Source organism: Bradyrhizobium genosp. A (assembly GCF_049949275.1).
Classification (GTDB): Bacteria; Pseudomonadota; Alphaproteobacteria; order Rhizobiales; family Xanthobacteraceae; genus Bradyrhizobium.
This window is the reverse complement of record NZ_CP188196.1, coordinates 6020732-6046321: the sequence shown is the minus strand read 5'-3', so window position 1 is coordinate 6046321 and position 25590 is coordinate 6020732. Positions and strand designations below refer to the sequence as shown.

Genomic DNA, 25590 nt, shown 5'->3' with positions numbered 1-25590 from the left:
TCTCGGCAGAGCAAATCCGATTTTGGCGCTGCGCAAAAGTCCATTTTTCAGGCGGCGGGTGACAGTCGTGCTCGCGTGGGCCGCCGGCCGCCAAGGGCATGCCGACGCCCATTGTTGCGGCGCGGCGTGCCTCAAGTCTCGGCTTGACCCTCCAATCCGCCTGATGTCAGACTTATGACATGAGTACAGCAAAGCGACATATCGCCAGCCTTCGCGACGAATATGCCGAGATGACGCGGCAGCGCATCGTCGCAGCCTTTGTCGAGACGCTGGAAGACGAGGCGGCCGACGACATTTCCATGGCCGCGGTGGCCAAGCGCGCGAAGGTGGCCGAGCGAACCATCTATCGGCACTTCAAGACCCGCGCGGAGCTGTTTGCGGCTGCCGGCGAGTGGATCGAGGACAACGTCTTCAGCTATATTCCCTTTACCTCGCCCGACGAACTGCCGGATATTTTCCGCAAGCTGTGCAAGCGATTTGATCGCCACCCGCATCTGGCGCGTGCCATTGCGATGACGCGGGCTGGCCGCCGGGTGCGCGCTGGTTTCCGTCGGCACCTGATCGACCAGCATCGCAAGGCGATGGCGCCGCTGGTGCGGCATCTCCCCGCAAAGGAGGTCCGCCAGGCGGAGGCGCTCGCATCCTATCTCAACAACGTGCTGGCCTGGAACGCGATGCGTGAGGACTTTGGCATGTCCAGCGCCGAGATCGCCGACGCGATCGAGTGGGCGCTCACGACCCTTTTGAAGGATGTCCGTCAGCGCAACGCCGCTGCGGCGTGCAACGGCAAGGCTGGCAAATCGCCGCGCAAGCGAACCACTGCGCGCGAAAGCACCGGCGTAGAGTGAGGCAGGCCATGAATGCGATCCCCGACGACCTCCTGATCAATGCGCCCGACGAGGTTCGCATCCGCCAGGACCTGGTGCTGACGGCGCTCGGCCGGCGCCCGGCCGATCGCTCCTTGCGGGTCGGCAGGTTGCTCGATGTGCACAGCCGCACCTGGAGCGAGGATCAGGAGATCGTCTTCAAGGGACGGCGAATCGCCTGGGTCGGGCCGGCCGGCAGCTATCCCGGCGAGGTCCGCGAGCGGGTGCATCGGCCGGATCTTGCGGCCGTCCCCGGCTTCGGCGAGGTGCACAAGCACATCGAAAGCTCGCATCTGACACCGGAATGGGAGGCGGCGCTGGTGCTGCCGCATGGCAATACCTGGACCTGCGAGGCGAGCCACGAGTTCTCCAATGTCAACGGCGCCCGCAATCTCGCGTTCTGGTTCGAAGCACGCCGCCGCGGCTCGCCGCTCAAGATATTTCCGCAGCCGGGATCGGCGGTGCCGCCGACAGCCTATGAGTGGGGCGGCGGCTGGTATGGCCACGACGAGCAGGCGCGTTTTATGGCCGAGAGCCTGATGGTCACCGGGCTCGACGAAGTCATGGATTGGCCGGCGGTGTGGAATCCCGACAATCCCTCCTACAAGCGGCTCTGGGGGATGATCGAGGCGACGTTCGCAGCGCGCGGCGTCGTCGAAGGCCACGCCTCCGGCCTGCGGGATCTGCCCTCCATCAACGCCTTTGCCGCGGCCGGGCTCGCTTCCGACCACGAAGTGCAGACGCCGGAGGAGACCTGGGACAAGCTCACCCGCGGCTTGTTCGTCGAGCTGCGTGTCTACGCGATGGAAGAGATCGTGAAGTGGCTGCTCGCAAAGGGTTTGCAGGACTGGTCGCAGATCGCGTTCACGACGGATGACCGCAGTGCCAGCCACACGCTCGAGCTCGGCGCCAGCGATCACAATGCGCGGGTCGCGATCGAGGCCGGTCTTGCGCCTGAAATCGCAATCCAGTGTCTTACCATCAACCCGGCGCGGCACATGCGCCTCACGCCGTTCGTCGGCAGTCTGGCTCCAGGGCGTTTCGGCGATGTCGTGCTGCTCTCGGACGTAGCCAAGCTCACGATCGCCGAAGTGTGGGCCGATGGCGCGCAGGTCTCCGAGGGCAAGCGCTATCTTGGTCAGGTGCCTGAAATCCAGTGGCCAGATTGGGCAACGAAGACCGTCAACATCAGGCGCATAATCAAGCCTCAGGATTTCGAGCTGCCGGCCGAACCTGGCCGCACCACGATGAAGGCGGCGGTGATCCGTCCCTTCCATTGGCATCCCGAATTCTACACGCTCGAACTCCCGGTGCGTGACGGTGCCGTGCAGCGCGACGAGAGCGAGGCCATCACTAAATTCGCCATCGTCGATCGCTTTTCCGGCGACGGGCGCGTTGCAAAGATGTTCTGGCGAGGCTGTGGTCCGCGCACGCCGGAGACGGCTGTTGCGTGCTCGGTGGCGCACGACAAGCACAACATCTGGGTGGTCGGCTCGTCCGACGCGGCGATGGCAAAGGCGGTCAACGGGCTGATCGAGCTTCAGGGTGGCTGGGCGCTGGTGCGCGAGGGCGAGCTCGTTGCCACCGTGCGTTTCGAGGTCGGCGGGCTGATGAGCTGTCGTTCGGCGCACGCGCTCGATGCCGAGATGCAGGCGCTTTATGCGGAAGGTCGCAAGGTCGACTGGATGTACGAGCCGACGTTCCGGCCGCGCTGGTATCCGGGATTCCCGGAGCGGCTCATGTTTGCAACGCTGACCTGTGCGCCATGGAGCTGGGTGCTGGTGGCACCATGCGAGCAGGCGCCGCTCGGTTTCATCAATGTGCAGACCGGCGAAGCGCATCCGGTGGTCTGGTAGGGGGAGGACTGCGATGAACGAAATGACGAAGCCGAAAGCCGCTCCCGCCGAGCCGGCACCGGGCGCAGCCTTGGGACTGCTTGATCGTACCTTCGGCCTCACCGAGCGTGGCACGAGCGTCGGCCGCGAGGTGATGGCCGGCGCGACGACGTTCGCGGCGATGGCCTATATCATCGCCGTCAACCCTGCGATCATGTCCAACGCCGGGATGGACCGTGCCGATCTCGTCAGCGCCACGGCGCTCGCCGCAATCTTCGGCTCGGTGATGATGGGGCTGTGGGCCAATCTGCCGCTTGCGGTGGCGCCCGCGATGGGCTCGAACGTTATCTTCACCTATGTCATCGTCAAGCAGATGGGCATGCCCTGGCAGGGCGCGCTCGCCATGGTCGCCTTCACCGGCGTGCTGTTCCTGATCCTCAGCCTGTCGAAGCTGCGCGAGAAAGTCGCGAGGGACGTGCCGGAAGCGCTGAAGATCGGAATCCAGGCGGCGGTCGGTACCCTCATCGTCTTCATTGCGCTACGGGGCGCCGGATTCGTGGTCCAGAATCCGTCAACCTATATCGCCATGGGCTCCTTGCGCAGCCCGCCGGTGCTGCTGACGCTGTTCGGCCTTCTGCTCACGCCGGTGCTGGTGGTGCGCCGGGTGCCGGCGGCGCTGATCCTGTCGATCGCGGTGCTCACGCTGATCGGCTTCTTCGTCCCAGGCGCCAACGGCAAGATGGTGACGTCAGTGCCATCAGCCATCATGGCGTGGCCGCGCTGGCCGACCAGCACCTTCATGGCACTCGACATCGGCTATCTCTTCAGCCATTTCGTCGTCGCGCTGCCGCTGCTGTTCTATTTCCTGTGCGCCGAATTCTTCTCGACGCTGGGCACGCTGATCGGCGTGACGGGGGCGGCCAATTTGCGCAAGCCAGACGGCTCGATCCCGAATGCCACCGCCGCATTTGCGACCGATGCGACGGCTTCTATCGTCGGGCCACTGCTCGGAACCTCCGTCGTCACGGCCTATATCGAATCCATCACCGGTGTGCAGGCCGGCGGTCGCACCGGCCTGACCTCGTTGACCGTCGCGGGATTCTTCTTTCTCGCGCTGTTCTTCTGGCCGATCTTCGTCATCATCCCGCCGCAAGCGACCGCGCCCGCACTGGTGCTCGTTGGTGTGCTCATGATGCAAGGACTTGCCCGCATCGACATGACCGATCTCGTCAACGCCGTTTCAATCGTGCTGACGCTGCTGATCACCGTGCTGACCAATAACCTCATCAACGGGATGGCGTTGGGCACACTGAGCTACATCGCTCTGGAAGTGGCAGTCGGCCGGCGGTCGCAGATTCCGGCGATGGTGTGGGGACTCGGGGTTGTCTTCGTCGCATACGCGATCGTGATCGCACAGATCTTTTGACGCGTACGTTAAGCCGCGAGGTCCAGCAATCGGCATGATCCGCGCACCAGCACCTTGCGTCCGATCGGGGTCATCGCGGGCACGCCATCATCAATGACAACGAGACCAAGCTTGACGAGGCTGTCGACGAGATAGGCCTTCGAGAGGCGATTGTTCGCTACGGGATTGCGAAGTGTGCGCAGGGCTGCCCATTGATCTGGCGAAAGATCGAAGTCGAAATCGTCGTTCATGCTGCCTCAAGCGATAGTCACGTCCGTGCGCCCCTGTTAGCGGCGCTGCATGAAGACCATGCGACGACAATGAGTCGGGAATTCGGTGAGCTGTTTAGAACTTCTCTTCACGAATTGCCGCAGTCTGTTGCGCCACAATAGTTAAGATTGTTCGGATACGAATATCGCCCCATCGCTGATCACTAATTGATGATTTTGCTTGATGTTGCGCTGCGACGCAGCGCTGCACAGGAAGCGTTGCTGCCTCATTCTGCGTCGCGATATGCACAGAAATTGATGAGGCGAGCCGGCCAGCGTCTGTTAGCCTGATTCGCGGGGAATGGCTTCATACACAGGAGTGTGAGTGCATGAACAGGCTGGTGGAAGTTCGCAGTCAGGAATCCCTGTGCCGTGAGCGTGCGGCGCTCGATTTTGAGCGTCGGGTTTTCTGGCTTGCGCAAGCCCAGGAATGGGAAAAGCGCGCGCTCGACGAAATTGCCTATCACTTTCGCGAGTGCAATGTCGCTCACTTGGAGCTTGAGCGCTTGGAGCTTGCGCGAAGCTGACGTTGGCCGCGAGCTAAGGACTTACTGGTAAGTCGCAACGATATCGGAGACCGCGCGCTCAAGCTGCTGCGCGGTGGCGCATTGCCGCACTACGCTGCAAAAGGTCGCATAGCGCGGCATCTCGGAATCGCCAAAGCCCCAGGCTAGCCGTCCTTCGGGGTTGAGCCAGACCAGTCGCTTCGAGCGTTCGGAGATTCGGCGCAGAATGTCCGCACGTGGGTCGAGATTGTTGCTGCGGGCGTCGCCGAGCACGATCACTGTGGTCTGCGGCGTCAGCGTGCTCATGAAGTCTTTTTCGAAATCGACCAGCGAAGAGCCGTAATCGGACGAGCCGAAGCCGACTTTGGACATGATCTCGGCCATTGCTTCTTCGGGGGACTTCTTCTCCAGGATCTCGCTGACCTCGATCAGATGCGACGAGAATGCGAAGGAGCGGACGTCGTCCACGACCTCATGCAGCGAGTGGATCAGGAGCAGGAAGAAATCCGAGACTTGCGCAACCGAGCCGGAGACGTCGCATAGTGCCACAATCTTCGGCCGATCGCGGTGCTTGCGCTTCCACGCGGTGAGGAAAGGTACGCCACCCCAGGCGGCGTTACGGCGCAGCGTGCGGCGGACATCAAGGTGACCGCGGCGCTGCCGCTTGCGCGGCTTCGAATAGCGCTCACGCAGGCGGCGCGCGATCTGGCGGATGAGCGCCCGCATCTCCGCGACCTGGCGCCGCTCGATGCGGGCCAGCGGCGCGTTGCGCAGGATTTCGTTGCGGAGGTTTTCGGCCTCTTCGCGGGCATAGAGCGCAAGCCCTTGCGAGACCGTGTCGCGCACCGCTTCGCGCAGGGCGTCGAGCGCGGTTTGCAGGCGTTCGGCCAGCGACGGGTTGGTCGCGGTCAGCGCGTCGAGATCGTCGCGCAAGCGCTGAAGGCCCATGGCGTCGAGGATGCGGCTGGAGAAGATGCCGCGCTGGGTCGAATAGCGGATGTCGGACAGAGAGGCCGCACCGGAGGCGCTGGCGATCGCGGCTTGGATTGCGTTGCGGTCTTGCGACAGCAACATCTGGGCAAGCGGACCCAGGCCCTCGCGAGGTTGACCTTCGCCGACCTCACTCATCGAGCCTGATGACGGAGACTGATCAGCCTGTTGATCCGCATCCTGCGAAGCATCGTCGCTATTGGGCTCGGGCTGATCCTGCCGCGGCTCGGGCTGGCTGAAGAACAGATCGAAACAGTCGCCGAGCGCGAGCTTCTCGTCCTGCGACTTGGCGAGCGTCAGAAGCAGTGCGTCGCGCAGGATAGCACGGTCGGAAAAACCGACCTGCTTGACGGCGCGCATCGCATCGATGCTTTCGGCGGGCGAGACATGGACGCCGGCCCCGCGCGCCGCCCGAAAGAAACGATGGAGGTTCTCGCGCATCGGGCGTCAACCGAAGACGTTGGACCGTGCCGCCTTGGCAATAAAGGTCGTGATCTGCGGGTGAGCTGCCTCGATATCGGCCTCGTATTTCAGGAGCACGTTGAGGGTGTCCTTGACGATCTCGGTGTCGAGCTCGGAAGCCTGAAGCAGCACCAGCACGCGCGCCCAGTCGATGGTCTCGCTGACCGAGGGCAGCTTCTTCAAATCGAGCGAACGGATCTCGTGGATGAAGCCGACCATCTGCCGGCGCAGGGTCTGCGAGATGCCGGGGACACGGCTCTCGACGATGCGCTCCTCCAGCCGCTGCTCGGGGAAGCCGATATGCAGATGCAGGCAGCGCCGCTTCAGGGCGTCGCCGAGATCGCGCTCGCTGTTGGAGGTGAGGATCACCGTCGGCGGCGTGATCGCCGAGACAGTGCCGAGCTCCGGGATCGTGACCTGGAAGTCCGAGAGGATTTCCAGCAGCAGCGATTCGAATTCGGCATCCGACTTGTCGATCTCGTCGATCAGCAGCACGCAGCCGCCCGGCTGCTCCAGCGCCTGGAGAAGGGGACGCGGCTCGACGAATTCCTTGGAAAAGAAAACGTCGCCGAAATCGTGGAGCTGGCCGAGCGCGTCATGCAGCGTCTGCGCACCGCCGAGGACTTCGCCGAGCTTGTCCTTGAGGATCTGGGTGTAGAGAAGCTGCTTGGCGTATTTCCACTCGTAGAGCGCCTTGGCTTCGTCGAGGCCTTCGTAGCATTGCAGCCGGATCATCTTCATGCCCCGCCAGGCCGCAACCGCCTTGGCAAGCTCAGTCTTGCCGACGCCCGCGGGGCCTTCGACCAGAATCGGCTTCTCGATCTGTTGCGACAAATAGACTGCGGTCGCGATCTGCCGACTCGCGATATAGCCCTGCGCGGCGAGGCCGCTCTCCACCGCCTCGATCGAGGTCGAGGCCTTCTGTTCAGCCACGAAAGGGCGCTCCCAAAGGTCTTGCTTGAGGCTTGTTCTGCCTGCGTTCCCGGCAAAGAACAAGCCTCGTTTGGGACGGGCCTGATCCGCGCCGACGGCTGCTTTTTCCGTTCAGCGCAAATACTTAAGGGGCGACTTATGGTGCGGTCAGTGCCGCAGCAGCTCGCCTTTGCGGATGGTCTGCCGCACCTCGGCGCCGCAATCGGCGCATTCGTAGACGAAGTCGATCTTGGCAAGGCTCCAGTGCGGTTCGACCTCGCGCACATACATCGGCAGGAACCCCATGCACGTCGGGCAATTCACAGGCGCGATTTCGATATCCTGATGATGCTGTACATAAGCTGGCATCTCGGCTCTCCTTCGCAGGCGACCACCAAACCCGCGCAAAAGGCTACTGCCGGTCGCGCAGTTACCGTCATCAACTCTTTCGAACAGAGGCGGAACGGCGAAGGTTTGTCGTTCGCTGTGACATTCTTGTTACGTCTCGGTACTGTAACGGGCGGACCAGATGCCTATTTCTCCGGCCAATCCGCTTTTCTCGGACCATCAACGCAACGATAAGGGAGCAACGCCCATGACCCATGCCATTCGATTTCACAAGACCGGCGGTCCGGAAGTCCTGGTCTGGGAGGAGGTCAATGTCGGCAAGCCGGGGCAGGGCGAGGCGCGCATCCGCCACACTGCCGTCGGTCTCAACTTCGTCGACATCTACAACCGCTCGGGTGTGTATCCCGCGCCATTGCCGAGCGGGCTCGGGAGCGAGGCCGCGGGCGTGGTCGAGGAGGTAGGGCCAGGCGTCACCGATCTGAAGCCGGGCGATCGCGTCGCCTACGGTGCATCACCGCTCGGCGCCTATTCCGAGGCGCGGCTGATCCCCGCCGACCGGCTGCTGAAGCTGCCTGACGGCGTCGACGACAAGACCGCGGCTGCAATGATGCTGAAGGGGCTGACCACGCAGTACCTGATCCGGCAGACTTATCGCGTGAAGGCCGGCGACACCATTCTGCTGCATGCGGCGGCCGGCGGCGTCGGCCTGATCCTGAGCCAGTGGGCAAAACATCACGGCGCGACCGTGATCGGCACCGTCAGCAGCGACGAGAAGGCAAAACTCGCCAAGGCGCATGGCTGCGACCATGTCATCATCTACACGCGCGAGGATTTCGTGAAGCGCGTCGACGAGATCACCGGCGGCAAGAAGGTGCCGGTGGTCTATGATTCCGTCGGCAAGGACACGTTCCTGAAGTCGCTGGACTGTCTCGCGCCGCTCGGCGTTGCCGCGCTGTTCGGTGCGTCCTCCGGCGCGGTCGAGCCGCTCAATCTTGGCCTGCTCGCCCAGAAGGGCTCGCTCTACGTCACCCGCCCGACGCTGTTCACTTACGCCGCCAAGCGCGAAAACCTGGTCGCGATGGCGAACGAGCTGTTCGATGTCGTGAAGTCCGGTGCAGTCAAGATCGAGGTGCACCAGACTTACGCGCTAAAGGACGCTGCCAAGGCGCACGCCGATCTCGCCGCGCGCAAAACCACGGGATCGACCGTTCTGACGGTGTGATCTCAGATTGAACAGTGGCGCAGGCTCCCTGAGCCTGCGTCACGCCTTCTCGTGCTTGCGCAGGTCGCGGACGTGATCGTGGCGGATCGCCTGGAGGTCGACCTCTTCAGGCGGAATCTGGGGAAGGGCGGCCTCGGCCAGGATGGCCTCGGTCACGTCCTCGACCGAGTTCTCTGCGATTTCGTGGATGAACGAGATGTTCTGGTACTCGCCTGAGGTGATGCGGGAGATGATCTCGCGCCTTGTGATCTCCGGATCGACGATCGCCTCGCGACCGCGCCGCCCGTAGTCGATCATCACGACGAAATACTGCATGAAACGATCCTGCTGCGCACCCAAGGCCGGGTGCGCAGCAGATTATTTCCGAAAAACGGAATTAAGTCAAGCCGGATTTCCAAAAATCGGAAATCGATGCCTACTTGCCCTTCTTGCGGGGACGAGCCGACCTGGCGCGCAGCCGCTCTAGCTGCCCCTTCGGCATCGAGATGCAGATCTCCCCGACCCAATCGAGCTTCACGCCGACGATCGGTTTGGCGTTGAAGCTGGTGAGGTTGACGACGGAGGGAGATTTGCCCCGCTCGATGGTCTTCAGATAGCGCTCGCCGGTCTTGAGCCGAACCACGGCCTCCTCGCCGTAGAAGCTCGACAGGGGATGGCGCTGGTCCTTGTAGACCACGATGACGTCACCGCTCTGGTACTTGGGCAGCATCGAGTCGCCGACGATCTCGAAGGCGACGGTCTCTTCCATGATCGGGAAGGGCAATGCGATGTCGCCAAGTCCCTCCGGGGGGACCTGTTCGTAGTCGGGCTCGATCACGGCCCCGGCGCCGACCCGGCCCATGATCGGCGCAAGATTGAGCTCGAGATATTCCATGATCGGAACAATTTCCGAGGCCTTCACAAGACGTTCGCCGCCAAGGATTTCCGACACCGCGCCCGGGCGAACGCCCATGGCCGCGGCCAGCCCGCCCTTGCTCTTGCCCGTCTTCTCCAGGCCCCGCTCGATCATCGCAACGTCCAACATGGTGATTCCCTCGATTGCCCATTGGCTCTGCCTCTTGTAATCCGAAATTCGGAATTGATGCAATTATGAATATCAGAATTAGCGCTTGACTTTATCTTCGGAATAACGGAATGTCCGTTCCACCTCCGGATCGTGCGATTCGGGGCGCATCACAGGACAGCAGCATGGAACCGGGCCATTGGCCGTCGGAGCATTCCGACGCGCTTTGCGATTATTTTTTCAAGGGACTGTCATATGCCGAGATCGGAAGGGAGATTAACGCAAGGTTTGGAACGGCTTACACCCGCAATGCGGTGGTCGGTCGCGCCAAGCGGCTCGGGCTCGCCGAGCCCGAACGGACCAGTCCATCGATCGTGCCGTCCTTGCCGGGCGAGCCCGGTCCGCACTCGCCGCCTCGTGTTGCAATACCCGGCCTGAACCTGCCGCCGCCATCGGCACTAAAGCCGGCCAATCCGGTCAAATTACGCTGCGTCGGTGTTCAGCCGCGACTGATCACGCTGCTCGAGCTCGAGCGAGGCGAATGCCGCTATCCCTATGGCGGTGACAAGGAGGGAGAGGAGATCAGCTTCTGCGGTCACCCGCGTCAGCCCGGCTCGAGCTATTGCGCGCCGCACGCGCATCTGACCCGCGGTCCCGGAGCAGTCTCCGGCCGTACCGCCGGTGCGGTCATGCTGAGGCTGGTCTCCGCCGCCTGACCAGCCCGGCCAGTGTCCCTTCTGACGTCAATTCGCAAGGAGTTATCGAGTGGCACGTGCCAGACGCAACATGTCCTACAAATTGACCGGGCTTCACGACCGCCGATCGCGCGACCTGCCGTTCAATGCAGAATTGGCGGAGGTCGAGGTCGACAATCCGCTGGCGCTCGATCCGGACGAGAAGATCGTGGCGATGCGGTCGATCCGCAACGATCCGCTCGGCCGGCTGCACTCGCACCACCAGATCGACGAGTCGCAATATCGGGGTGGCCGGGCCTACCAGAGCGACTGGGAGCGGGCGGAACGGGGCCCGCAGGCCATGGATCCGACCCGCGAATATGTCGATGGCACGCGCTCCCGCGAGCCCGTCACCGAGAGCCAACGCCAGGCCGTATTACGGCTGAACCGGGTCGAGCGCGAACTCGGCACCGACGGCGCCGCGCTGGTGCATGACGTGCTGGTGCTTGGTTTGACCATGGACCAGATCGGGGAGCGACGCGCCGTGCGTACCCAGCGCTGGAACGACTATTTTGCGCGGCGTTTTCGCGAATGCCTCGACCGGCTGGCGCTGGTCTACGGCTTTGCCACCGATGCGTCGGCGCGGCGCCGCTGAATGTGGCTGCCGGCGGCTTCCGCCGCCGGCACTGTTCCGTCGCTCCTCACGGATGCGGCACAATCTGGTAGGGCGTGGTGTAGGGCTCGACGCGAAGCGAGGCGTTGGCCAGCAGCCCGATCTTGGCAGTTGGCGCCTGCTGCATCTCACCGTTCTGTCCGCGGTGCACGTTGTACTGCCAGACCGTGAGGTCGCCCTTCTGCGCCAGTGCGTGCGCGACCGCGCTCGCGTCATTGCCGCCGAGCGCCTGGAGCTCCTCGGGCGACAGCCCGATGATGATCTCGTCCTTGATAGTGACGATCTTGAAAAGGTTCATTTTGGTCTCCTGCGCCCATGCGCACTGTGCCGAGAGTGTCAGAAGCGCCACCGCGGCGCCCTTGATGAGATCGCAGCGAGAAAGCATGCCGTCGTCCTTTGGTGCTGACGCGCGCCCGAATCAAACAGTTCATCAGCCATGGCGCCCGTGATCTGCGTGGCCGTATCGCAACCGCTTGGTCGTACGATCTTGAACAACGGTTCACGGAGCGAGAAATATCGGGAGCGATGAACCCCGACGTGGGGCCTGCGGCCCGCATCAGGATGCTGGAGACCGGCTGCGAAGTCGACGTGCATTTGGCGGGAGATGCAACTGCCGAACTCGGAGCTCAACGATGACGTGTATCGCTGAAGAGGCTCTGGTCCGCGGTTGCCAGTTTCCGATCATCCAGGAAACAGGGTGAAACACAGGTCTAATTGACAGCGGTCAGGTCTGTGTGGTGACTGATTGCTGCTTCTTGACGCAGGTGGGTGACGGCAGCGCGTATTCCTGTTATTCGGAATCGCCGTGGCGCGATGCCGACGAAGCATCGCTAAGTCTACGGTTTGGCTTGCCTTAGGGGTTGTTCCTTGTCATAATTGCAACTTCTCGGGTCGGGTCGAGTCTCTCCAGAAGTGCAGCTCAGCGTACCAATCTGCTGGGGTGCCCCCGACCAGAGTTCGTCGTCGCCATGGCGTTCGGTGACGGCGTGCAGTTCTTGATCGGGCTCCCGGCGCCCGACCCCGAAGGGCCCAGTCCTGTCATAGGTGCGAGATGAAGAACCTCAATTTCGCGGCTGAACTGCACCTTAAGCTCGGCGCGCCCGCGAACGGTACTGTTGAAAGTCTGCGCCTGCTGCGCGCCTTTCTCAAGCTCGCCCCCCGGCAGCGCTTTGAGGTCATCAGGCTCGTCGAAGACCTCGTCACCGACGAAACCATCCCCGAACATCCGCTGTCTTGAGCCCGGCCACGGGCCGACATTGCGCTTTGGCCACCTTTCAGACCGGAAAGCGGGCCGCCAGCTGGCGTCCGTTGCCGGCGTTTGGCCGCTGGAAGGCGGTGCGACAAATGTGGTAATCAGTCAGGAAAAAGAGGGAGGAGTGCGACCATGATCGAACCGAAGCTCGAAGTTCCGGCCGAACTGCGCGACCTGGCTGAGAAAACCATCGACCAGGCCGAGAAGGCATTCGGGATGTTTTTTGATGCCGCCACCAAATCGATGTCGTCCGTTCCCGGAGCGAGCGCGGACGTGTCCAAGCAGGCACTTGCCTTCACCGAGCAGAACATGAAGGCGGCGTTCGAACACGCTCGCAAGCTGGTTCACGCAACCGACCTTCAGGAAGCGATGCGGATTCAGTCCGAATTCCTGCGCAGCCAGTTCACCAATGCCGGCGATCACATGCGCCAGATGACCGGCAACTTCATGCAGCCGGGCAAGGACAAATCCTGACAAGGGAAAGTTCTGATTTCCCGCGCCACGGCCGTGTGCTTACAAATTGATCTTGCGCAGTGACGCGCTGCGCATTTCAATTCCGGTGCAGGTCCATGATGGGCCACCGGATGAACCTCATTCGCCGTCCGTCATCCTTTCTGCGGATCCCTGTCGGTTCACCCGGCAGGGATTTGCATTTTGAGGGCTTGTTTGCGGGCTTGGCGCAAAGCTCAGCCGCAGCACGATCCCGGAAATTGCGAGAGGTCGATGCGGGCGATGATCGACCGCAGCAGCCTGCGGGCCGAACGATAGAGATGGCGTACGAGCCCGGGCACCCGCGCCGGGGGCAGGCCAAGGCCTCGAGTATCAAGGCTCGTGGTATCAAGCTTTTCGATCTGGTGCGACACGTGCCTCTCCATGCTGTACCGCCCTTCTATCGCGGCCGGCATGGAGCTGCGTTGATCTGCCGCAAAGGATCCCGGCTAGTAGTCGCCGGGATTCATGATCATCGGAGAGGTCGTATCGGCCGGCGCGAGCGCGCTGCTGGCGCTGTCGCGCAGGAAGCGGTCAAGTGTCGCCTGGATCTTCTCTTTGACCGAGTCGGGCCCGCGATCGCTCATCTCGGCATGCTGCGCACCGGTATGGATGATGTCGATGCCGCGCGCCCTGGCCTCTTCGGGTGTTGGCAGCACGCCGGGGTCGGTCTGGAAATGCGGATCCTTGGAGCGGAACGACAGGATCTTCATGCGGTCGTTGAGCACGAAGGGCACCCTGAGATTGTCGAGCGTGATCACCTTCGACACGAGCTCGGGATGCTGCTGGGCGACATACATCGAGACGTCGCCGCCGTTGGAATGACCGACCAGCGTGATGTGATCGTAGTCAGCGTTCTCCTGCCGCCCCTTCAACGTGTTCAGCACGTAGAGGATGTTGGCCTCGCAACGCATATAGACCTCGCGCCGGCCGACATATTGCTGGCCGACACGGGTGATCAGAGGCGGATCGCTCGGCAGATCCTGCTGGATGCTGGCAACGAGATAGCCGCGCGCGGCGAGTACGTTGGCGAGGAAGGAATATTCGGTGGCCTTGACCGTGTTGCCGTTGCTGATGATGGCGACCGGAAGCTTCCAGAGGCCGAGATTGGCCTTGGTCTCGTAGTCGCGCCGCACCGCGATCTCGACCAAGATCGGCCGCTGACGCGCGGCGTCGAACAAGGACAGCATGTCGTGACGGATCGCGAATTTGCTGACGACGACATATTGGCCCGCCGCGAGGACGCAGAGAAAGGCCAGGATTGCAAACACCCTCTTCATGGTTCCGTCTCAATCACTTTTGACTGAACATGGCTATTGAAAACCCCCGGATCGAGCGATCGTGAACACGTTACGGGACTAAATTTAGGCAAGTCTGTGAGAAGGACCCCAAAGGGCCGCATCGAGGCAAAGATCGCGCGGCTAGAGGCAACCGCCTCTGCCGCGTTCGGGGCAAAGCCGGAACGCGCTCGACAGGGTGAACAAGAAGCGCGGGCTGCGGCGCTCATTGTCCGGCGCCCGGTAGCTCAGGGGCACGGCCACGCCGAAATCCGCCTGGAAATCCTGCGGCAAGAAGAACCGCACGCCGGCACCGGCCGACGTCAGCACAAGGCCATCGCTCAGACGGTAGCCGTCGTTCCAGGCTGCGCCGGCGTCGCCGAAAGCGTAGAGTTGGTAGCCGCTCCAGTAGCGGAAATTGAGCTTCTGGTCGAAGCGCAGCTCGAGCGAGCCAGCAAGACCGTTGTCGCCGCTGATCTCGGCCGCACCATAGCCGCGGCCGAAGGCTGCGCCGCCGAGATAGAATTGCTGCGAGGTGAACAATGGCCGCGACGCGGTCTGGCTCGCGGCGGAGAGCTTGAGCGACCAGGCGTCGTTGAGGGTCTGGTAGCGCGTGAACCAGAGGTTCAGCACGGAGAAGTTCGAGGAGGCGCCGTCGCGCGACAGCAAATCGTCGGTGAGTTGCGAGGCGCCGAACACGTCGAGGCCCTGGCGATAGGTCAATGTCGCGTAGTTGGTGCCGCCGAAGGGATCCTGGAGGCGGTAATCGGCGGTGAGGCTCGCAGTCCTGATGTGGTCGTTGTACCAGGGGCCGTAGAGATCGTGCTCCGACACGTTGCTGAAAGTCCCAGCCATGGTGAGCGTCAGTCCCGACGATTGCGACATGAAGGGCACGGTGCTTGCCCGCACCTCGAAAGCCTCCGTCGTGGTGATGTCACTGTCGAGACGGCGCGCGTCGCCCGGCCGGACTGCGCTGTAGAGGACGGAGGCGCCGAGGCGTACGCCGTCGACGCCGACCGGTGCGTCATAGGATAGCCGCGCGAAGCCGAGCTCGCGCGGATCGTTGGCAATGGTCGACAGGTTGACCGCGAGCGTGTCGCCCGGCGTGAGGTAGGAGTTGAAGGCGCCCGTCGCATAGGTCTGCCACGGACCGACCGACGATGAGCCGAGATTGTCCAGGCCGAACGAGGTGAAGACGTGCCATGTTTTCAGATAGACGGTGAGGCGGAAGCGACCGGTCGCACCACCGATCTCCTCCAGCGCGGTATCAGTGATCCGAACGCCCGGCCGGCCGTTGATGAGGAGGAGCTGGCGTTCAAGCGTTGCCAGCCGCGACGGCTGCTCGGCCAGGACCGGCCCGAGCATGGGCCTCAGGCCGAACTGCTCGGCGCCGTCCCCCTTTAGATCGGCTTGCACGATGGCGCCTTCGATCACCTGGATCCGGACGCACCCGTCGGCGATGTCCTGCGGCGGCACGATCGCGCGGCTCAGATGGAATCCCTCGGCCCGGTAGAGATCACTGATCGCGCCGGCAATCGCAGCGAGGTCGGCTTGCGAGACTTTCTTGCCGAGATAGGGCTGATAGAGGGTCGCGATACGATCGTGGGGGATGACGTGGCCGCCGCCAATGTTGATGCTGCGCAGCACGAATTGCGTGCTGGTGTCGCCGCCAATGTTCGGCTGGCCTACCGAGGGCAGCCTCACCGGAGGCCGGCGAAGAGATTCCTGCTCGGTTTGGTTTTCAAAATACTTCTCCGGCTGGCGCGGATCGAACTCCGGCTGGTTCGCCTGCTGCGCGAACGCCTGCGGAGTTCCCGCAAGCGTCGGTCCAAACAGCACGAGCACGGCAGCGAGATACAGTCCAACCGCGCCAAGCGCGGACCGTTCTCCGTAGTTTGACTGAGAGGTCTTCAGGCGCCGGTAAGGATTCAGTAGCCACATGATTTTTCATAGTTTTTTATGGTCAACGATTGGTTAACGCGTGCTCCGGACTCGCCGGGTTTCGCTAAGCCAATCTTGAGTGATCTCGGATACGCATCAGGCTCGCGGTAACTCAGGCTGAGGGTCATGATGCTCGTTCGAATTGGAATGCGGTGCGCCTTGATGGCAGTGCTGGTCCTGGGGACGGCCCCGGGTGCATACGCTGCGGATGACGGCGTCTGGTCGGTCAGCAAATCGTCGGGCGAGGTCTGGCTCGCGACCAGCGGCGCCCAGCAGGTGTCGTTGAACCAGGAAGAGACGCTGAAGCCGGGCGATACCATTCGCACGGGGCGCAACGGGCGCGTCCTGCTCGTGCGCGGCGAAGAGACGATTTTGATCTCTCCCAATTCGGTGGTCGGTGTGCCGGCCGAGAAGAGGGAGGGGCTTTCGACCACCATCATCCAGCAGGCGGGTTCGATCCTGCTCGAGGTCGAGAAGCGCAACGTCAAGCATTTCGAGGTCGAGACGCCTTATCTCGCCGCGGTGGTCAAGGGAACGCATTTCAGCGTCACTGTGGGGGCTGGCAGCACCAAGGTCGGCGTGCTCCGCGGCCAGGTTGAAGTCTCCGATTTCAAGACCGGCCAGATTGCCCAGGTCATGCCGGGGCAGGTGGCCACCGCCTTCGAGCACGGCAAGCCGGGTCTCAGCCTGAGCGGCTCCGGCACGCTCAATCCGATCGAGCAGGGCAAGCCGCGCGCGTCGACGATCGAGCGCGTCCCTGTGCCGAAGTCGGGCCTGCCGGTGCCGCGCAATGCGGCGAGCGGCCATGCGATCCATGCGCTTGGTACGATCGACAAGGGTACCAAGACGGCCGGCGCGCCGACGCAATCGCGCCAGGCAAGCGAGGTTCACGCGCCCAAGTCCGGCGTCGTGCGCATCTCGAGTTCGCTCGGCGAGGTCAAGCTGAACTTCCACAAGGTCACGAACGGTCTCGCCCACGACGCCGTCGCACCGGGGCGGGTGCGTAACGCGAATGCCAGCACCGACACGGTGTGGAGCGAGAGCAAGTCGAGCGCGACGAACGCTGCCGCCAACAGCTCGACCATCACGGCGGTCACCGTGAGCAGCAGCACACCCGCTTCCAGCGCCACATCGGCGTCATCGAGTGTGGCGACGACTGTTGCGGCTACCAGCGGATCGACCAGCGATGCGCTCAGCGGGACCTCCGGAAGCGGGAGCAGCGGGACTAGCGCAACCGGCAACGGCGGCAAGGGCAATAACGGCAACGGGAATAACGGCAACGGAAATAGCGGAAACGACAATAGCGGCAACAACGGCAACCACTACGGTTGGTACAAGCATCACTAAGACCGTGCTGTCGTCATAAAGGGGGAGCACTTGGCGGCGTGTGCCGCTGGTGCAGGGGAGCAAGTTGAAACGCTATCGGCCACATATCCTTGTCGTGATCGCGCTCGCAGTCGTGCTGTCCACGGGATGGCACGGCGCGCTTCGCAACGCGCTCACCGACCTGCGCTTCGCCTGGCAGTCGCGCTCCGCCAGCGGCAACGTTGTCGTGGTGGCTATCGACGCCCCCTCGATCGATCAGATCGGCGCGTGGCCCTGGCCGCGCAGCCTGCACGCCGACCTCCTGCACAGGCTCGAAGCCGCCGGCGCGCAGGACGTGGCGTTCGACATCGATTTCAGTTCGCCGTCGGATCCAGCTTCCGACGAGGCCTTCGTCACTGCGCTTCGGGAGGCCGGCGGCTCGACGATCCTGCCGTCGTTCAAGCAGCCGGCGCCAAATGGTGGCGCGGCGCATGTCAACCGCCCGCTGAAATCGTTCAGCAATCAGTCGTGGCCGGCTGTCGTCAATGTCGCGGTTGAATCCGATGGACTCGTTCGCCGCTATCCGGTCGGGGAGAAGCTTGGCGATGCGCAAATGCCGTCGATGGCCGTCGTGCTGGCCGGGCAGGACGCCAATCGGCGGCCGCCCTTCCTGATCGACTTCGGCATTCGGGCGGCCTCGATTCCGAGTGTTTCCTATGTCGACGTGCTCCGAGGAGACGCCGCGGCGCTCGACAAGCTGAGGGACAAGAAGGTCATCGTCGGTGCCACGGCACTCGAATTGGGCGATCGGTTCAGTGTTCCAAATGGCCGCATCGTTGCGGGGCCCGTCCTTCAGGCATTGGCGACAGAATCGGTCCTTCAGAACCGGATGCTGCGCTGGACGTCCGATGCCGGCATGATCGCTGGCCTCGGCGTGATCTGTCTGCTGATGATGTATTCATGGCGCCGTGCTGCACCAGGTGTCCGCGTCGCGATCCTGGTCGCAGCCGGAGCAGGCATCGAACTGACTGCGGTGCTTGTGCAGGAACGTTGGCCGCTTGTCATCGACACGTCGTTGTTCCACATCGCGGTCGTCGCCTATCTGACCGCGATCGCGCTGGACGAGATCGATTTCCGCAGTCTTTTGGGTCGCATCGCGGAAAGCCGTTTTCACCGTATCGCGATGTCGCTCGGCGATGGTCTGGTCTGCACCGACGCAGATCACCGGATCACGGTCTGGAATCCCGGCGCGAGTGCGATCTTTGGCTACATGCCGACAGAGATGATCGGTCGACCGTTCGAGATGCTTTGCGCGCTTCCGACCGAAGCCGGCACAAAGACCTTAGCCATCCGCGACGCCGCGCGGCAGGCGCTGCTGGTCCCCGGTGGGGCCGTCGTCGTCGAGTTCGAGGGCAGGCGCAAGAATGGCGACACCTTCCCGGTCGAGGCGAGCTTCTCAGGTTGGCAGGGAACGGATGGCTTCCAATACGGCGCGATCCTGCGCGATATCTCCGTGCGCAAGCGCGAGACCGAACGCGTCAGATATCTCGCCGAGCATGATGCGCTGACCGGTCTTGCCAACCGCAACACGCTGCATGCGAGGCTTGCCAGCCTGATCACCGTGGCGCAGCGGCGGCCCTCCGAAGTCGCGCTGCTCGTGCTGGGACTCGACGGGTTTCAGCAGATCAACGACATGCTTGGACACTCGATCGGCGATCTCGTGCTGCGGGCGGTCGCTGAGCGCCTGCGGACCGAGGTCGATGGCAGGGCGGTGGTCGCCCGGCTCGGCGGCGACGAGTTTGCGATTGCGCTGAATTGCGATGAGAGCGACGAGCCGATTGCCGCATTCGCTGAGCGGATTGCACGCGCATTCGAGGCGCCGCTTGTGACAGGCACGCGCCAGCACCGCGTCAGGATCAGCATCGGCGTCGCGGTCTATCCGGAAGGCGGACAAAGCGCGGATGACCTCCTGAGCAACGGTCATCTGGCGCTGAGCCGCGCCAAGGCGACCCGGCGTGGCAGCCATGTGATCTTTGAGAGCGCGATCAGGCAGGAGCTGGAGAACCGGCTGACGCTAGAGAGTGAACTCGCGCTTGCCGCCGACCGCGGCGAGTTCGAGCTGTTTTACCAACCTCAGGTTCGCCTGATTGATGGTGGCCTGGTCGGAGCTGAAGCGCTGATCCGCTGGCGGCATCCGGTGCGCGGCTATGTCTCGCCCGGAGAGTTCATGCCCGTGGTCAACACCTCGGCCCTGTCCGAACGGATCGCGCACTGGGTGATGGAGACCGCCGGCCGGCAGGCGCGTGCGTGGGAGCTGTCGGGCAACGCTGTACGCGTCGCAATCAACCTCTCGCCCTCGCAGCTCCAGTCCGGCGATCTCGCGCATTCGGTTGCGGAGTTGCTGAAAACGACCGGGCTTACCCCCTCGCTGCTCGAGATCGAAGTCACCGAGGACATCCTGCTGCATGACGAGGGCCGGGTGCTCGACATGTTCAAGCGGATCCAGCAACTCGGCGTCCGCATCCTGTTCGACGATTTCGGAACGGGCTACGCAAGCCTGAGCTACCTCAAGAAGTTTCCGCTCGACGGGCTCAAGATCGACCGCTCGTTCGTGTTCGATCTGCTCGCGGATTCCGACGACGCGGCGATCGTCGGCTCGACCATCGGCCTCAGCAAGCAGCTCGGTCTTACGGTGGTTGCCGAAGGTATTGAGAATCGCGCCACCGCGGATTTCCTGGTCAGCATGGGCTGCGAAGAGGGGCAGGGCTACTTTTTCGGCCGTCCGATGCCTGCCGGCGCGTTCGAGAAGCAATTTCTGGCGGCCAAATTCGAAGCTGTCAGCGCTGCCTGAGCTGTCACGCCTTTGATTGTCAGCGCCGGCGCGCAACCGCTACGCCAACGAGGAAAGCGACGAAAAGACTGGCCAAGGGTGCTTCGCGCGTGATCGCCGCCACCGTCGAGAGCGGCCGTCCGGGCCTTCGCGCTTCATCGATCACATAGCTGAGGCGATCGACGGCGGCACGCAAACCTCCGGCGACCTCGCCGATGGTGTGGGACACGTCGGTCGCAGCATCGATGGCGCGCTCGGCCATGCCTGGCTGAGGATTGGGCTGCGGTATGTCCGTGCTCAAGCGCGACCTCCAGACCTGACGAAGAAACTGAGGCCGGCACCTTTGGCTATCCGCGCGTGCGCTCGTTTTGAACAGCGGGCCCGAAGACCTTTGGCTATCCGCGACAGGCGCCGTTTTGAACGGCGGGTGCCGGCCTTGCAGAGGAAATGCGGCGTGCGGGAATTTGTTCCGGCTTCTCCGTGAAACGACGGGTGCGAATCTCTGTTACGCTGGTGCAGCCTTGCTGATCTCAGGAGATAGCCGTGACCGATCGAACCAGCACGGATCGAGCCCGGCGCATCGCGTTGCTGGGGGCGCCCATCGATATGGGCGCTTCCCAGCGCGGCACTTTGATGGGTCCCGCGGCGCTGCGTACTGCCGGCCTCGCAACGCTGCTCGAAAGCCTGGATTTCGAAGTCGTCGACTACGGCGATCTGTCCGTGGCCGAGGTCAGGGATCTCGTCGACAGGCCGCCGGAGAAGGCCAATCACTACCGCGAAATCCAGCGCTGGACGCGCATGCTCAGTCGCCGCGGCTATGAGATCGCGCAAACCGGTGCCTTGCCGATCTTCCTTGGGGGCGATCACACGCTGTCCATGGGTTCGGTCAATGCGATGGCGCGGCATTGGCAGGAGCGTGGACGCGAGCTGTTCGTGCTCTGGCTCGACGCCCATGCCGACTACAATACGCCGGAGACGACGATTACAGCCAATATGCACGGCATGTCGGCGGCGTTCCTGTGTGGCGAGGCGGGCCTCGACGGCCTGCTGGGCGATGATCCGCGCGCCTCGATTGATCCCGACAGGCTCGACCTGTTCGGCGCGCGTTCGATCGACAAGCTCGAAAAGGAGCTGATGCGTGCACGCCGGATCAGGGTTGTCGACATGCGCCAGATCGACGAGTTTGGCGTCGCGGTGCTGATCCGGCGCGTCATCGAACGTGTCAAGGCGAGCAACGGCGTGCTGCATGTCAGCTTCGATGTCGATTTTCTTGATCCCTGCGTTGCGCCAGGTGTCGGCACCACGGTGCCCGGAGGAGCGACCTATCGCGAGGCGCATCTGATCATGGAATTGCTGCACGATTCCGGCGTGGTCGGGTCGGTCGACATTGTCGAGCTCAATCCGTTCCTGGACGAGCGCGGCCGCACTGCACGCACGGCGGTCGAACTGATCGGCAGCCTGTTCGGCCAGCAGATCACCGATCGGCCGACACCCAGCAATGCAATCGCGCCGGGTGAGTGACACGCGAGCCGTTTGTGCATTGCGAAGAATGGAACTGCTGTCGCGGCCGGCGGATTTAGGTCAGTCCTGATCTAAATTGCCTGCTTTTGAAATGCACGCGAATTGCAAATGCGCTTCGCGGAAGGTTTCATGCGGGCCGAGCTTTATCCGAGGGTCCGCTATGAGCAGCACGATCGACACCCGCGACAAACCCACGAGGTCCACACGGCGCCGCTTCCTGCAAGGGAGCAGCGCCGTGGCAGGTAGCCTTGTTCTCGGCGCCAGTGGATCGGACGCCGCGGAGACCGAAAATCTTCCGCCCAATGTCCCCGATTGGATGAAAGCGCCGGGCGATCCGATGGGAAGCCAGCCCTATGGCGCGCCGTCGCCGTTCGAGAAGGGCGTCGTCAAGAATATCTCGAAGAACCTCAAACAGTACATCTCCGCGTCCGGCCGGACGCCATTGCAGGAGCTCGATGGCATCATCACGCCGAATGGCCTGTTCTACGAGCGGCATCACGGCGGCGTTCCGACCATCGACCCGGCGCAGCACCGGCTGATGCTTCACGGCCTCGTCGAACGGCCTCTGATCTTCACCATGGACGATTTGCGGCGCTTTCCGTCGGAGTCGCGCATCCACTTTCTCGAATGCTCCGGTAATCCCGGTTACACCAAGCCCTATGGCAAGACGGCCTCGGACCTCGTTGGCCTGCTGAGTTGCGCCGAATGGACCGGCGTCAACCTGAAGCTGGTGCTTCAGGAGGCCGGGCTGAAGCCGGAAGCCAAATGGATCATCGCTGAAGGCGCCGACGCTGCCGCGCTGACTCGAAGCATCCCCATCGAGAAATGCCTCGAGGATGCCATGATCGTCTATAGCCAGAACGGCGAGCGGCTTCGTCCGCAGCAGGGTTATCCGTTGCGGCTGCTCCTGCCGGGTTTCGAAGGCAATATGAACGTGAAGTGGCTGCGGCGCCTGCACGTAACGGCGGATGCTGCATACTCGCGCGAGGAGACCTCGAAATACACCGACCTCCTGCCGGACGGCACGGCACGTGAGTTCTCCTTTTACATGGAAGCGAAATCGATCATCACGCGTCCCTCGGGCGGCCAGCATCTGGGCGCACCCGGCTTCCACGAAATCACCGGCATCGCCTGGAGCGGCCACGGCAAGATCAAGCGGGTCGAGGTGTCCGTCGACGATGGTAACAGCTGGCAGGACGCGCAATTGCAGGAGCCGGTGCTGACGCGTGCCCTCACGCGCTTCCGCCTGCCCTGGCAATGGGACGGCAAGCCCGCGGTGATCCAGAGCCGCGCAATCGACGAAACAGGGTATGTGCAGCCGACGCTCGCCGAGCTGCTTGCGGTACGCGGTGAGAATTATTTCTACCACAACAACGCGATTTGGCCCTGGCGCATCGCCGCCGACGGGGAGGTGACCAATGCGCTGGCGTGAGATATGCGGCGGCGTTCTCGCAATCTTGCTCTGCGCTTCAGCGAGCACCGCGCGGGCGCAGAGTCCTTCCGCGCAGGCGCAAAGTCGTTATGGCATCGGGCGACCGGCCACAGCTGCTGAGATCGCGGGCTGGAATATCGATGTCGGGCGCGATGGTAGCAATCTGCCGAAGGGAAGCGGTTCAGTTAGGCATGGACGCGAGGTGTTCGCTCAGCAATGTGCGTCGTGTCATGGCGACAATGGCGAGGGCGGTCTGGGCGATCGCCTCGTCGGCGGGCAGGGCACCATCGGGACTGCCAAGCCGATCCGCACAGTCGGAAGCTTCTGGCCTTATGCGCCAACGTTGTTCGACTATATCCGTCGCGCCATGCCGCAGAACGCGCCGCAGTCATTGAGTGATGAAGATGTCTACGCGGTGTCCGCCTATGTCTTGAACCTGAATGGGCTGGTAGGAGCGGATGCGACGCTCGATGCCAAATCGCTCGCAGCGATCAAAATGCCGAACCGCGACAAGTTCGTCGGTGATGCTCGACCTGACGTAAAGTGAATGAAGCGAAATGGTCAAGTTCCAGGCATTGGCTCGGAACTTGCCTCAGTCAGGTGCGGAACTCGCGGGCCGCATTTGAATTAACCTGCGTGAGGAAAAACTATGGGTCGCTCGATGACAACTGGCCGCTTCGCAAATTCCATGTCCTCAGCGCTTCGCCATCCCGGCGTGATCGCGTTGATTGTGGCCGGCGTGACGATTGCTGCGATGTTGATCGTTGATCACGGGCCGTGGAACCGCGCCAAGACCCAGCCGGCTCATGTGGCGATGTATGCGACCACGGGCGAAGCTGCTCACGCGGCAGGCGCGAAGGTGCTTCCGACCGAACCGAAATCGCCGGTCGAACCGGAGCGGCCGGGGCCCAAGACGTCCCCGACCGTCAATCCGGTGACGCCGTAAGCGTCAGTTCTTGCGGCCGTAGCTGAGGAGCCCGCCTGTGGTCTTTGGCGGATGGGCGCGAAGGGCCTCTTCGTTGGGCTGGGTGCCCCAGCCCGGACGGTCCGGAATGATCAGATGGCCGTTCTGGATCTCCGGCTCATGCGTGAAAAGTTCGCGGTCCCACGCCAAGCGGTCGATGTCGATCTCCATGATGCGCAGGTTCGGCACCGCCGCGCAGAAATGCGCGTTCATCATCGAGCAGAGATGGCCGTAGAAATTATGCGGCGCGACGTTGACCTCGAACGCTTCCGCGGCTGAAGCGATCTTGATTGACTGCCACACGCCATTCCAGGGTGTGTCGATGATCGCCACGTCCATCGCTTGCTCGTTGAAATAGGGCAGGAATTCGCGCAGGCCCAAGAGCGTCTCGCAGGACGAGATCGGATGCGGACTCTGCCTGCGGATATAGCCGAGCGCTTGCGGATTGAAGCTGTCGATCTCGATCCAGAACATGTCGAGATCTGCGATCGTGCGCAGGATCTTCAAATAGCCTTCGGTCTTGGCGTTGAAGTTGCAGTCGAGCAGGATGTCGACGTCGGGACCCGCGCCGTCGCGGATCGCTTCTAGATGCGTGCGCAGGTCGCGCAGGATCTTGCGGTCGACATTGATCTCGGGCGCAAAGGGCGAGCCGAAGCCGGGCCGCCAGCCGGTCGGTTTGCCGTCGTCATAGGAAAAGATGTTGGTCTTGAGCGCGGTGAATTTCTTCTCGCGCACCTCTCGGCCCATCGCCTTGACGCCGTCGAGGTTTTCGATCGGCGGCTTGTACCAGGACGGATGATTGATCCGCCAGGTCGCGCAATGCGACCAGTAGACCCTGACACGGTCGCGGACCTTGCCGCCGAGAAGCTCGTAGCAAGGGACGCCCAGGCATTTCGCTTTGGCATCGAGCAGCGCATTTTCGATCGCGCCGAGTGCTTGCGCCACGACACCGCCGGCCGCAGGGCGGGTGGCCGCAAACAGTTCGGCGAAGATGCGCTCATGCTGGAAGACATTCTGGCCGATCACGCGCGCGGAGAGGCGCAGGATCGCGGCACCGACGCCCGGCGAGCCGAAGCCTTCGTCGAACTCGCTCCAGCCGACGATGCCGTCTTCCGTCGTCACCTTGACGAAATGATAGTTTCTCCAGCCGGCGTCGCAGGCGAGGATATCGAGACTTGTTGCTTTTGATGATTTTGTCATGTCGCTCCCTATCGCCCGGCCGGGCGTTGTTTTTCTTATGGCGCGGTCACAAGCCCGGCCCAAGCCGCAATTGTTAAACTAACCACCGACTGCCGTGAAGCCTGCAAGCGCTTGGCCGGGCGTCGAACCGATCAAGGCGGGAATGCAGTTTTTAGCCATGATCTCGGTTTTGGCGCTCCTCACGATGAGTGGGGCCGCCGTTTCCGATCGGTTT

At 62.9% G+C, this 25590-nt stretch carries 27 protein-coding genes; 15 read left to right on the top strand and 12 right to left on the bottom strand.

Annotated elements, in window-relative coordinates:
• Positions 1–179 precede the first annotated feature (179 nt).
• The 3 genes from ACP2YP_RS28340 to ACP2YP_RS28330 are packed head-to-tail and all read left to right on the top strand — an operon-like array spanning position 180 to position 4127.
• Positions 180–848 (top strand): TetR/AcrR family transcriptional regulator, encoded by a 669-nt coding sequence (locus tag ACP2YP_RS28340; protein WP_426419545.1) that lies wholly within the window; start codon positions 180–182, stop codon positions 846–848.
• An 8-nt stretch (positions 849–856) separates the two neighbouring features.
• Positions 857–2722: an adenine deaminase gene (locus ACP2YP_RS28335; protein ID WP_426419544.1), complete on the top strand. Its 1866-nt coding sequence runs from the start codon at positions 857–859 to the stop codon at positions 2720–2722.
• A gap of 13 nt (positions 2723–2735) precedes the next feature.
• Positions 2736–4127, top strand: coding sequence for an NCS2 family permease (locus tag ACP2YP_RS28330; RefSeq protein ID WP_426419543.1), 1392 nt, complete (start codon positions 2736–2738; stop codon positions 4125–4127).
• Positions 4128–4135: 8 nt separating this feature from the next.
• On the opposite strand, the gene ACP2YP_RS28325 is transcribed toward ACP2YP_RS28330, so the two are convergent.
• Positions 4136–4357, bottom strand: a complete 222-nt coding sequence (locus ACP2YP_RS28325; protein WP_027531895.1) for a hypothetical protein — start codon at positions 4355–4357, stop codon at positions 4136–4138.
• Between the two features lie 347 nt (positions 4358–4704).
• On the opposite strand from ACP2YP_RS28325, the gene ACP2YP_RS28320 reads away from it, so the two are divergent.
• Positions 4705–4902, top strand: coding sequence for a hypothetical protein (locus tag ACP2YP_RS28320; protein WP_426419542.1), 198 nt, complete (start codon positions 4705–4707; stop codon positions 4900–4902).
• A 21-nt stretch (positions 4903–4923) separates the two neighbouring features.
• Here ACP2YP_RS28320 and ACP2YP_RS28315 read toward each other — a convergent pair whose 3' ends face one another.
• From ACP2YP_RS28315 to ACP2YP_RS28305, 3 genes are all read right to left on the bottom strand, one after another.
• Positions 4924–6312, bottom strand: coding sequence for a vWA domain-containing protein (locus ACP2YP_RS28315; protein WP_426419541.1), 1389 nt, complete (start codon positions 6310–6312; stop codon positions 4924–4926).
• 6 nt (positions 6313–6318) lie between these two features.
• The gene (locus ACP2YP_RS28310) at positions 6319–7266 is read right to left on the bottom strand and encodes an AAA family ATPase (protein WP_426419540.1); all 948 of its coding nucleotides are present in this window, start codon (positions 7264–7266) and stop codon (positions 6319–6321) included.
• A gap of 147 nt (positions 7267–7413) precedes the next feature.
• Positions 7414–7614: a hypothetical protein gene (locus ACP2YP_RS28305; protein ID WP_426419539.1), complete on the bottom strand. Its 201-nt coding sequence runs from the start codon at positions 7612–7614 to the stop codon at positions 7414–7416.
• Positions 7615–7840: 226 nt separating this feature from the next.
• On the opposite strand from ACP2YP_RS28305, the gene ACP2YP_RS28300 reads away from it, so the two are divergent.
• Positions 7841–8815 carry a quinone oxidoreductase family protein gene (locus ACP2YP_RS28300; RefSeq protein ID WP_426419538.1) on the top strand — a complete coding sequence of 325 codons (975 nt, stop codon included), beginning with the start codon at positions 7841–7843 and terminating at the stop codon, positions 8813–8815.
• A gap of 39 nt (positions 8816–8854) precedes the next feature.
• Here the strand turns inward: ACP2YP_RS28300 and ACP2YP_RS28295 are convergent, their stop codons facing one another.
• Both ACP2YP_RS28295 and ACP2YP_RS28290 read right to left on the bottom strand, forming a co-directional pair.
• Positions 8855–9130, bottom strand: a complete 276-nt coding sequence (locus ACP2YP_RS28295) for a hypothetical protein (protein ID WP_426419537.1) — start codon at positions 9128–9130, stop codon at positions 8855–8857.
• Positions 9131–9230: 100 nt separating this feature from the next.
• Positions 9231–9839, bottom strand: coding sequence for a S24 family peptidase (locus tag ACP2YP_RS28290; protein WP_200472974.1), 609 nt, complete (start codon positions 9837–9839; stop codon positions 9231–9233).
• Between the two features lie 164 nt (positions 9840–10003).
• Between ACP2YP_RS28290 and ACP2YP_RS28285 the strand changes: the two genes are divergently transcribed.
• Together ACP2YP_RS28285 and ACP2YP_RS28280 are read left to right on the top strand one after the other, a co-directional pair.
• Complete coding sequence (locus ACP2YP_RS28285) at positions 10004–10534, top strand: GcrA family cell cycle regulator (RefSeq protein WP_426419536.1); 531 nt, start codon at positions 10004–10006, stop codon at positions 10532–10534.
• A gap of 49 nt (positions 10535–10583) precedes the next feature.
• Positions 10584–11147, top strand: a complete 564-nt coding sequence (locus ACP2YP_RS28280; protein ID WP_426419535.1) for a hypothetical protein — start codon at positions 10584–10586, stop codon at positions 11145–11147.
• A gap of 46 nt (positions 11148–11193) precedes the next feature.
• On the opposite strand, the gene ACP2YP_RS28275 is transcribed toward ACP2YP_RS28280, so the two are convergent.
• Positions 11194–11550, bottom strand: coding sequence for a hypothetical protein (locus ACP2YP_RS28275; protein ID WP_426419534.1), 357 nt, complete (start codon positions 11548–11550; stop codon positions 11194–11196).
• Between the two features lie 666 nt (positions 11551–12216).
• Between ACP2YP_RS28275 and ACP2YP_RS28270 the strand changes: the two genes are divergently transcribed.
• A complete protein-coding gene (locus tag ACP2YP_RS28270) occupies positions 12217–12402 on the top strand; it encodes a hypothetical protein (protein ID WP_426419533.1) in 186 nt (61 codons plus the stop codon).
• A 147-nt stretch (positions 12403–12549) separates the two neighbouring features.
• On the top strand, positions 12550–12891 hold the full coding sequence (locus tag ACP2YP_RS28265; RefSeq protein ID WP_426419532.1) for a phasin: 342 nt from the start codon (positions 12550–12552) through the stop codon (positions 12889–12891).
• Between the two features lie 212 nt (positions 12892–13103).
• On the opposite strand, the gene ACP2YP_RS28260 is transcribed toward ACP2YP_RS28265, so the two are convergent.
• The 3 genes from ACP2YP_RS28260 to ACP2YP_RS28250 all read right to left on the bottom strand — a co-directional run bounded on the left by ACP2YP_RS28260 (position 13104) and on the right by ACP2YP_RS28250 (position 16124).
• Positions 13104–13280 carry a hypothetical protein gene (locus ACP2YP_RS28260; protein WP_426419531.1) on the bottom strand — a complete coding sequence of 59 codons (177 nt, stop codon included), beginning with the start codon at positions 13278–13280 and terminating at the stop codon, positions 13104–13106.
• A 75-nt stretch (positions 13281–13355) separates the two neighbouring features.
• Positions 13356–14186 (bottom strand): alpha/beta fold hydrolase, encoded by an 831-nt coding sequence (locus ACP2YP_RS28255; protein ID WP_426419530.1) that lies wholly within the window; start codon positions 14184–14186, stop codon positions 13356–13358.
• 141 nt (positions 14187–14327) lie between these two features.
• The gene (locus tag ACP2YP_RS28250; RefSeq protein WP_426419529.1) at positions 14328–16124 is read right to left on the bottom strand and encodes a ShlB/FhaC/HecB family hemolysin secretion/activation protein; all 1797 of its coding nucleotides are present in this window, start codon (positions 16122–16124) and stop codon (positions 14328–14330) included.
• 129 nt (positions 16125–16253) lie between these two features.
• On the opposite strand from ACP2YP_RS28250, the gene ACP2YP_RS28245 reads away from it, so the two are divergent.
• A complete protein-coding gene (locus ACP2YP_RS28245) occupies positions 16254–17471 on the top strand; it encodes a FecR family protein (protein WP_426426289.1) in 1218 nt (405 codons plus the stop codon).
• Between the two features lie 64 nt (positions 17472–17535).
• Positions 17536–20280 carry an EAL domain-containing protein gene (locus ACP2YP_RS28240; protein WP_426419528.1) on the top strand — a complete coding sequence of 915 codons (2745 nt, stop codon included), beginning with the start codon at positions 17536–17538 and terminating at the stop codon, positions 20278–20280.
• A gap of 19 nt (positions 20281–20299) precedes the next feature.
• Here ACP2YP_RS28240 and ACP2YP_RS28235 read toward each other — a convergent pair whose 3' ends face one another.
• Positions 20300–20560 carry a hypothetical protein gene (locus ACP2YP_RS28235; RefSeq protein WP_426419527.1) on the bottom strand — a complete coding sequence of 87 codons (261 nt, stop codon included), beginning with the start codon at positions 20558–20560 and terminating at the stop codon, positions 20300–20302.
• A gap of 242 nt (positions 20561–20802) precedes the next feature.
• On the opposite strand from ACP2YP_RS28235, the gene rocF reads away from it, so the two are divergent.
• From rocF to ACP2YP_RS28215, 4 genes are all read left to right on the top strand, one after another.
• Positions 20803–21780: an arginase gene (gene rocF / locus ACP2YP_RS28230; protein WP_426419526.1), complete on the top strand. Its 978-nt coding sequence runs from the start codon at positions 20803–20805 to the stop codon at positions 21778–21780.
• A 160-nt stretch (positions 21781–21940) separates the two neighbouring features.
• Complete coding sequence (gene soxC, locus ACP2YP_RS28225) at positions 21941–23212, top strand: sulfite dehydrogenase (protein ID WP_426419525.1); 1272 nt, start codon at positions 21941–21943, stop codon at positions 23210–23212.
• On the top strand, positions 23199–23759 hold the full coding sequence (locus tag ACP2YP_RS28220) for a c-type cytochrome (protein ID WP_426419524.1): 561 nt from the start codon (positions 23199–23201) through the stop codon (positions 23757–23759). The genes soxC and ACP2YP_RS28220 overlap by 14 nt, the downstream gene beginning before the upstream one ends.
• 114 nt (positions 23760–23873) lie before the next feature.
• Entirely contained in the window at positions 23874–24158 is a 285-nt protein-coding gene (locus tag ACP2YP_RS28215) for a hypothetical protein (RefSeq protein ID WP_426419523.1), read from the top strand.
• 3 nt (positions 24159–24161) lie between these two features.
• Here ACP2YP_RS28215 and ACP2YP_RS28210 read toward each other — a convergent pair whose 3' ends face one another.
• Positions 24162–25376: a mandelate racemase/muconate lactonizing enzyme family protein gene (locus ACP2YP_RS28210; protein WP_426419522.1), complete on the bottom strand. Its 1215-nt coding sequence runs from the start codon at positions 25374–25376 to the stop codon at positions 24162–24164.
• Between the last annotated feature and the right edge of the window lie 214 nt (positions 25377–25590).

Coding starts and splice junctions, on each gene's coding strand:
- ACP2YP_RS28215 (WP_426419523.1), top strand. CDS start 23,874: ATGACAACTGGCCGCTTCGCAAATTCCATGTCCTCAGCGCTTCGCCAT.
- ACP2YP_RS28210 (WP_426419522.1), bottom strand. CDS start 25,376: ATGACAAAATCATCAAAAGCAACAAGTCTCGATATCCTCGCCTGCGAC.
- ACP2YP_RS28250 (WP_426419529.1), bottom strand. CDS start 16,124: ATGTGGCTACTGAATCCTTACCGGCGCCTGAAGACCTCTCAGTCAAAC.
- ACP2YP_RS28220 (WP_426419524.1), top strand. CDS start 23,199: ATGCGCTGGCGTGAGATATGCGGCGGCGTTCTCGCAATCTTGCTCTGC.
- ACP2YP_RS28295 (WP_426419537.1), bottom strand. CDS start 9,130: ATGCAGTATTTCGTCGTGATGATCGACTACGGGCGGCGCGGTCGCGAG.
- ACP2YP_RS28325 (WP_027531895.1), bottom strand. CDS start 4,357: ATGAACGACGATTTCGACTTCGATCTTTCGCCAGATCAATGGGCAGCC.
- soxC (WP_426419525.1), top strand. CDS start 21,941: ATGAGCAGCACGATCGACACCCGCGACAAACCCACGAGGTCCACACGG.
- ACP2YP_RS28275 (WP_426419534.1), bottom strand. CDS start 11,550: ATGCTTTCTCGCTGCGATCTCATCAAGGGCGCCGCGGTGGCGCTTCTG.
- ACP2YP_RS28270 (WP_426419533.1), top strand. CDS start 12,217: ATGAAGAACCTCAATTTCGCGGCTGAACTGCACCTTAAGCTCGGCGCG.
- ACP2YP_RS28285 (WP_426419536.1), top strand. CDS start 10,004: ATGGAACCGGGCCATTGGCCGTCGGAGCATTCCGACGCGCTTTGCGAT.
- ACP2YP_RS28335 (WP_426419544.1), top strand. CDS start 857: ATGAATGCGATCCCCGACGACCTCCTGATCAATGCGCCCGACGAGGTT.
- ACP2YP_RS28255 (WP_426419530.1), bottom strand. CDS start 14,186: ATGAAGAGGGTGTTTGCAATCCTGGCCTTTCTCTGCGTCCTCGCGGCG.
- ACP2YP_RS28300 (WP_426419538.1), top strand. CDS start 7,841: ATGACCCATGCCATTCGATTTCACAAGACCGGCGGTCCGGAAGTCCTG.
- ACP2YP_RS28290 (WP_200472974.1), bottom strand. CDS start 9,839: ATGTTGGACGTTGCGATGATCGAGCGGGGCCTGGAGAAGACGGGCAAG.
- ACP2YP_RS28305 (WP_426419539.1), bottom strand. CDS start 7,614: ATGCCAGCTTATGTACAGCATCATCAGGATATCGAAATCGCGCCTGTG.
- ACP2YP_RS28265 (WP_426419532.1), top strand. CDS start 12,550: ATGATCGAACCGAAGCTCGAAGTTCCGGCCGAACTGCGCGACCTGGCT.
- ACP2YP_RS28315 (WP_426419541.1), bottom strand. CDS start 6,312: ATGCGCGAGAACCTCCATCGTTTCTTTCGGGCGGCGCGCGGGGCCGGC.
- ACP2YP_RS28330 (WP_426419543.1), top strand. CDS start 2,736: ATGAACGAAATGACGAAGCCGAAAGCCGCTCCCGCCGAGCCGGCACCG.
- ACP2YP_RS28320 (WP_426419542.1), top strand. CDS start 4,705: ATGAACAGGCTGGTGGAAGTTCGCAGTCAGGAATCCCTGTGCCGTGAG.
- ACP2YP_RS28340 (WP_426419545.1), top strand. CDS start 180: ATGAGTACAGCAAAGCGACATATCGCCAGCCTTCGCGACGAATATGCC.
- ACP2YP_RS28245 (WP_426426289.1), top strand. CDS start 16,254: ATGCTCGTTCGAATTGGAATGCGGTGCGCCTTGATGGCAGTGCTGGTC.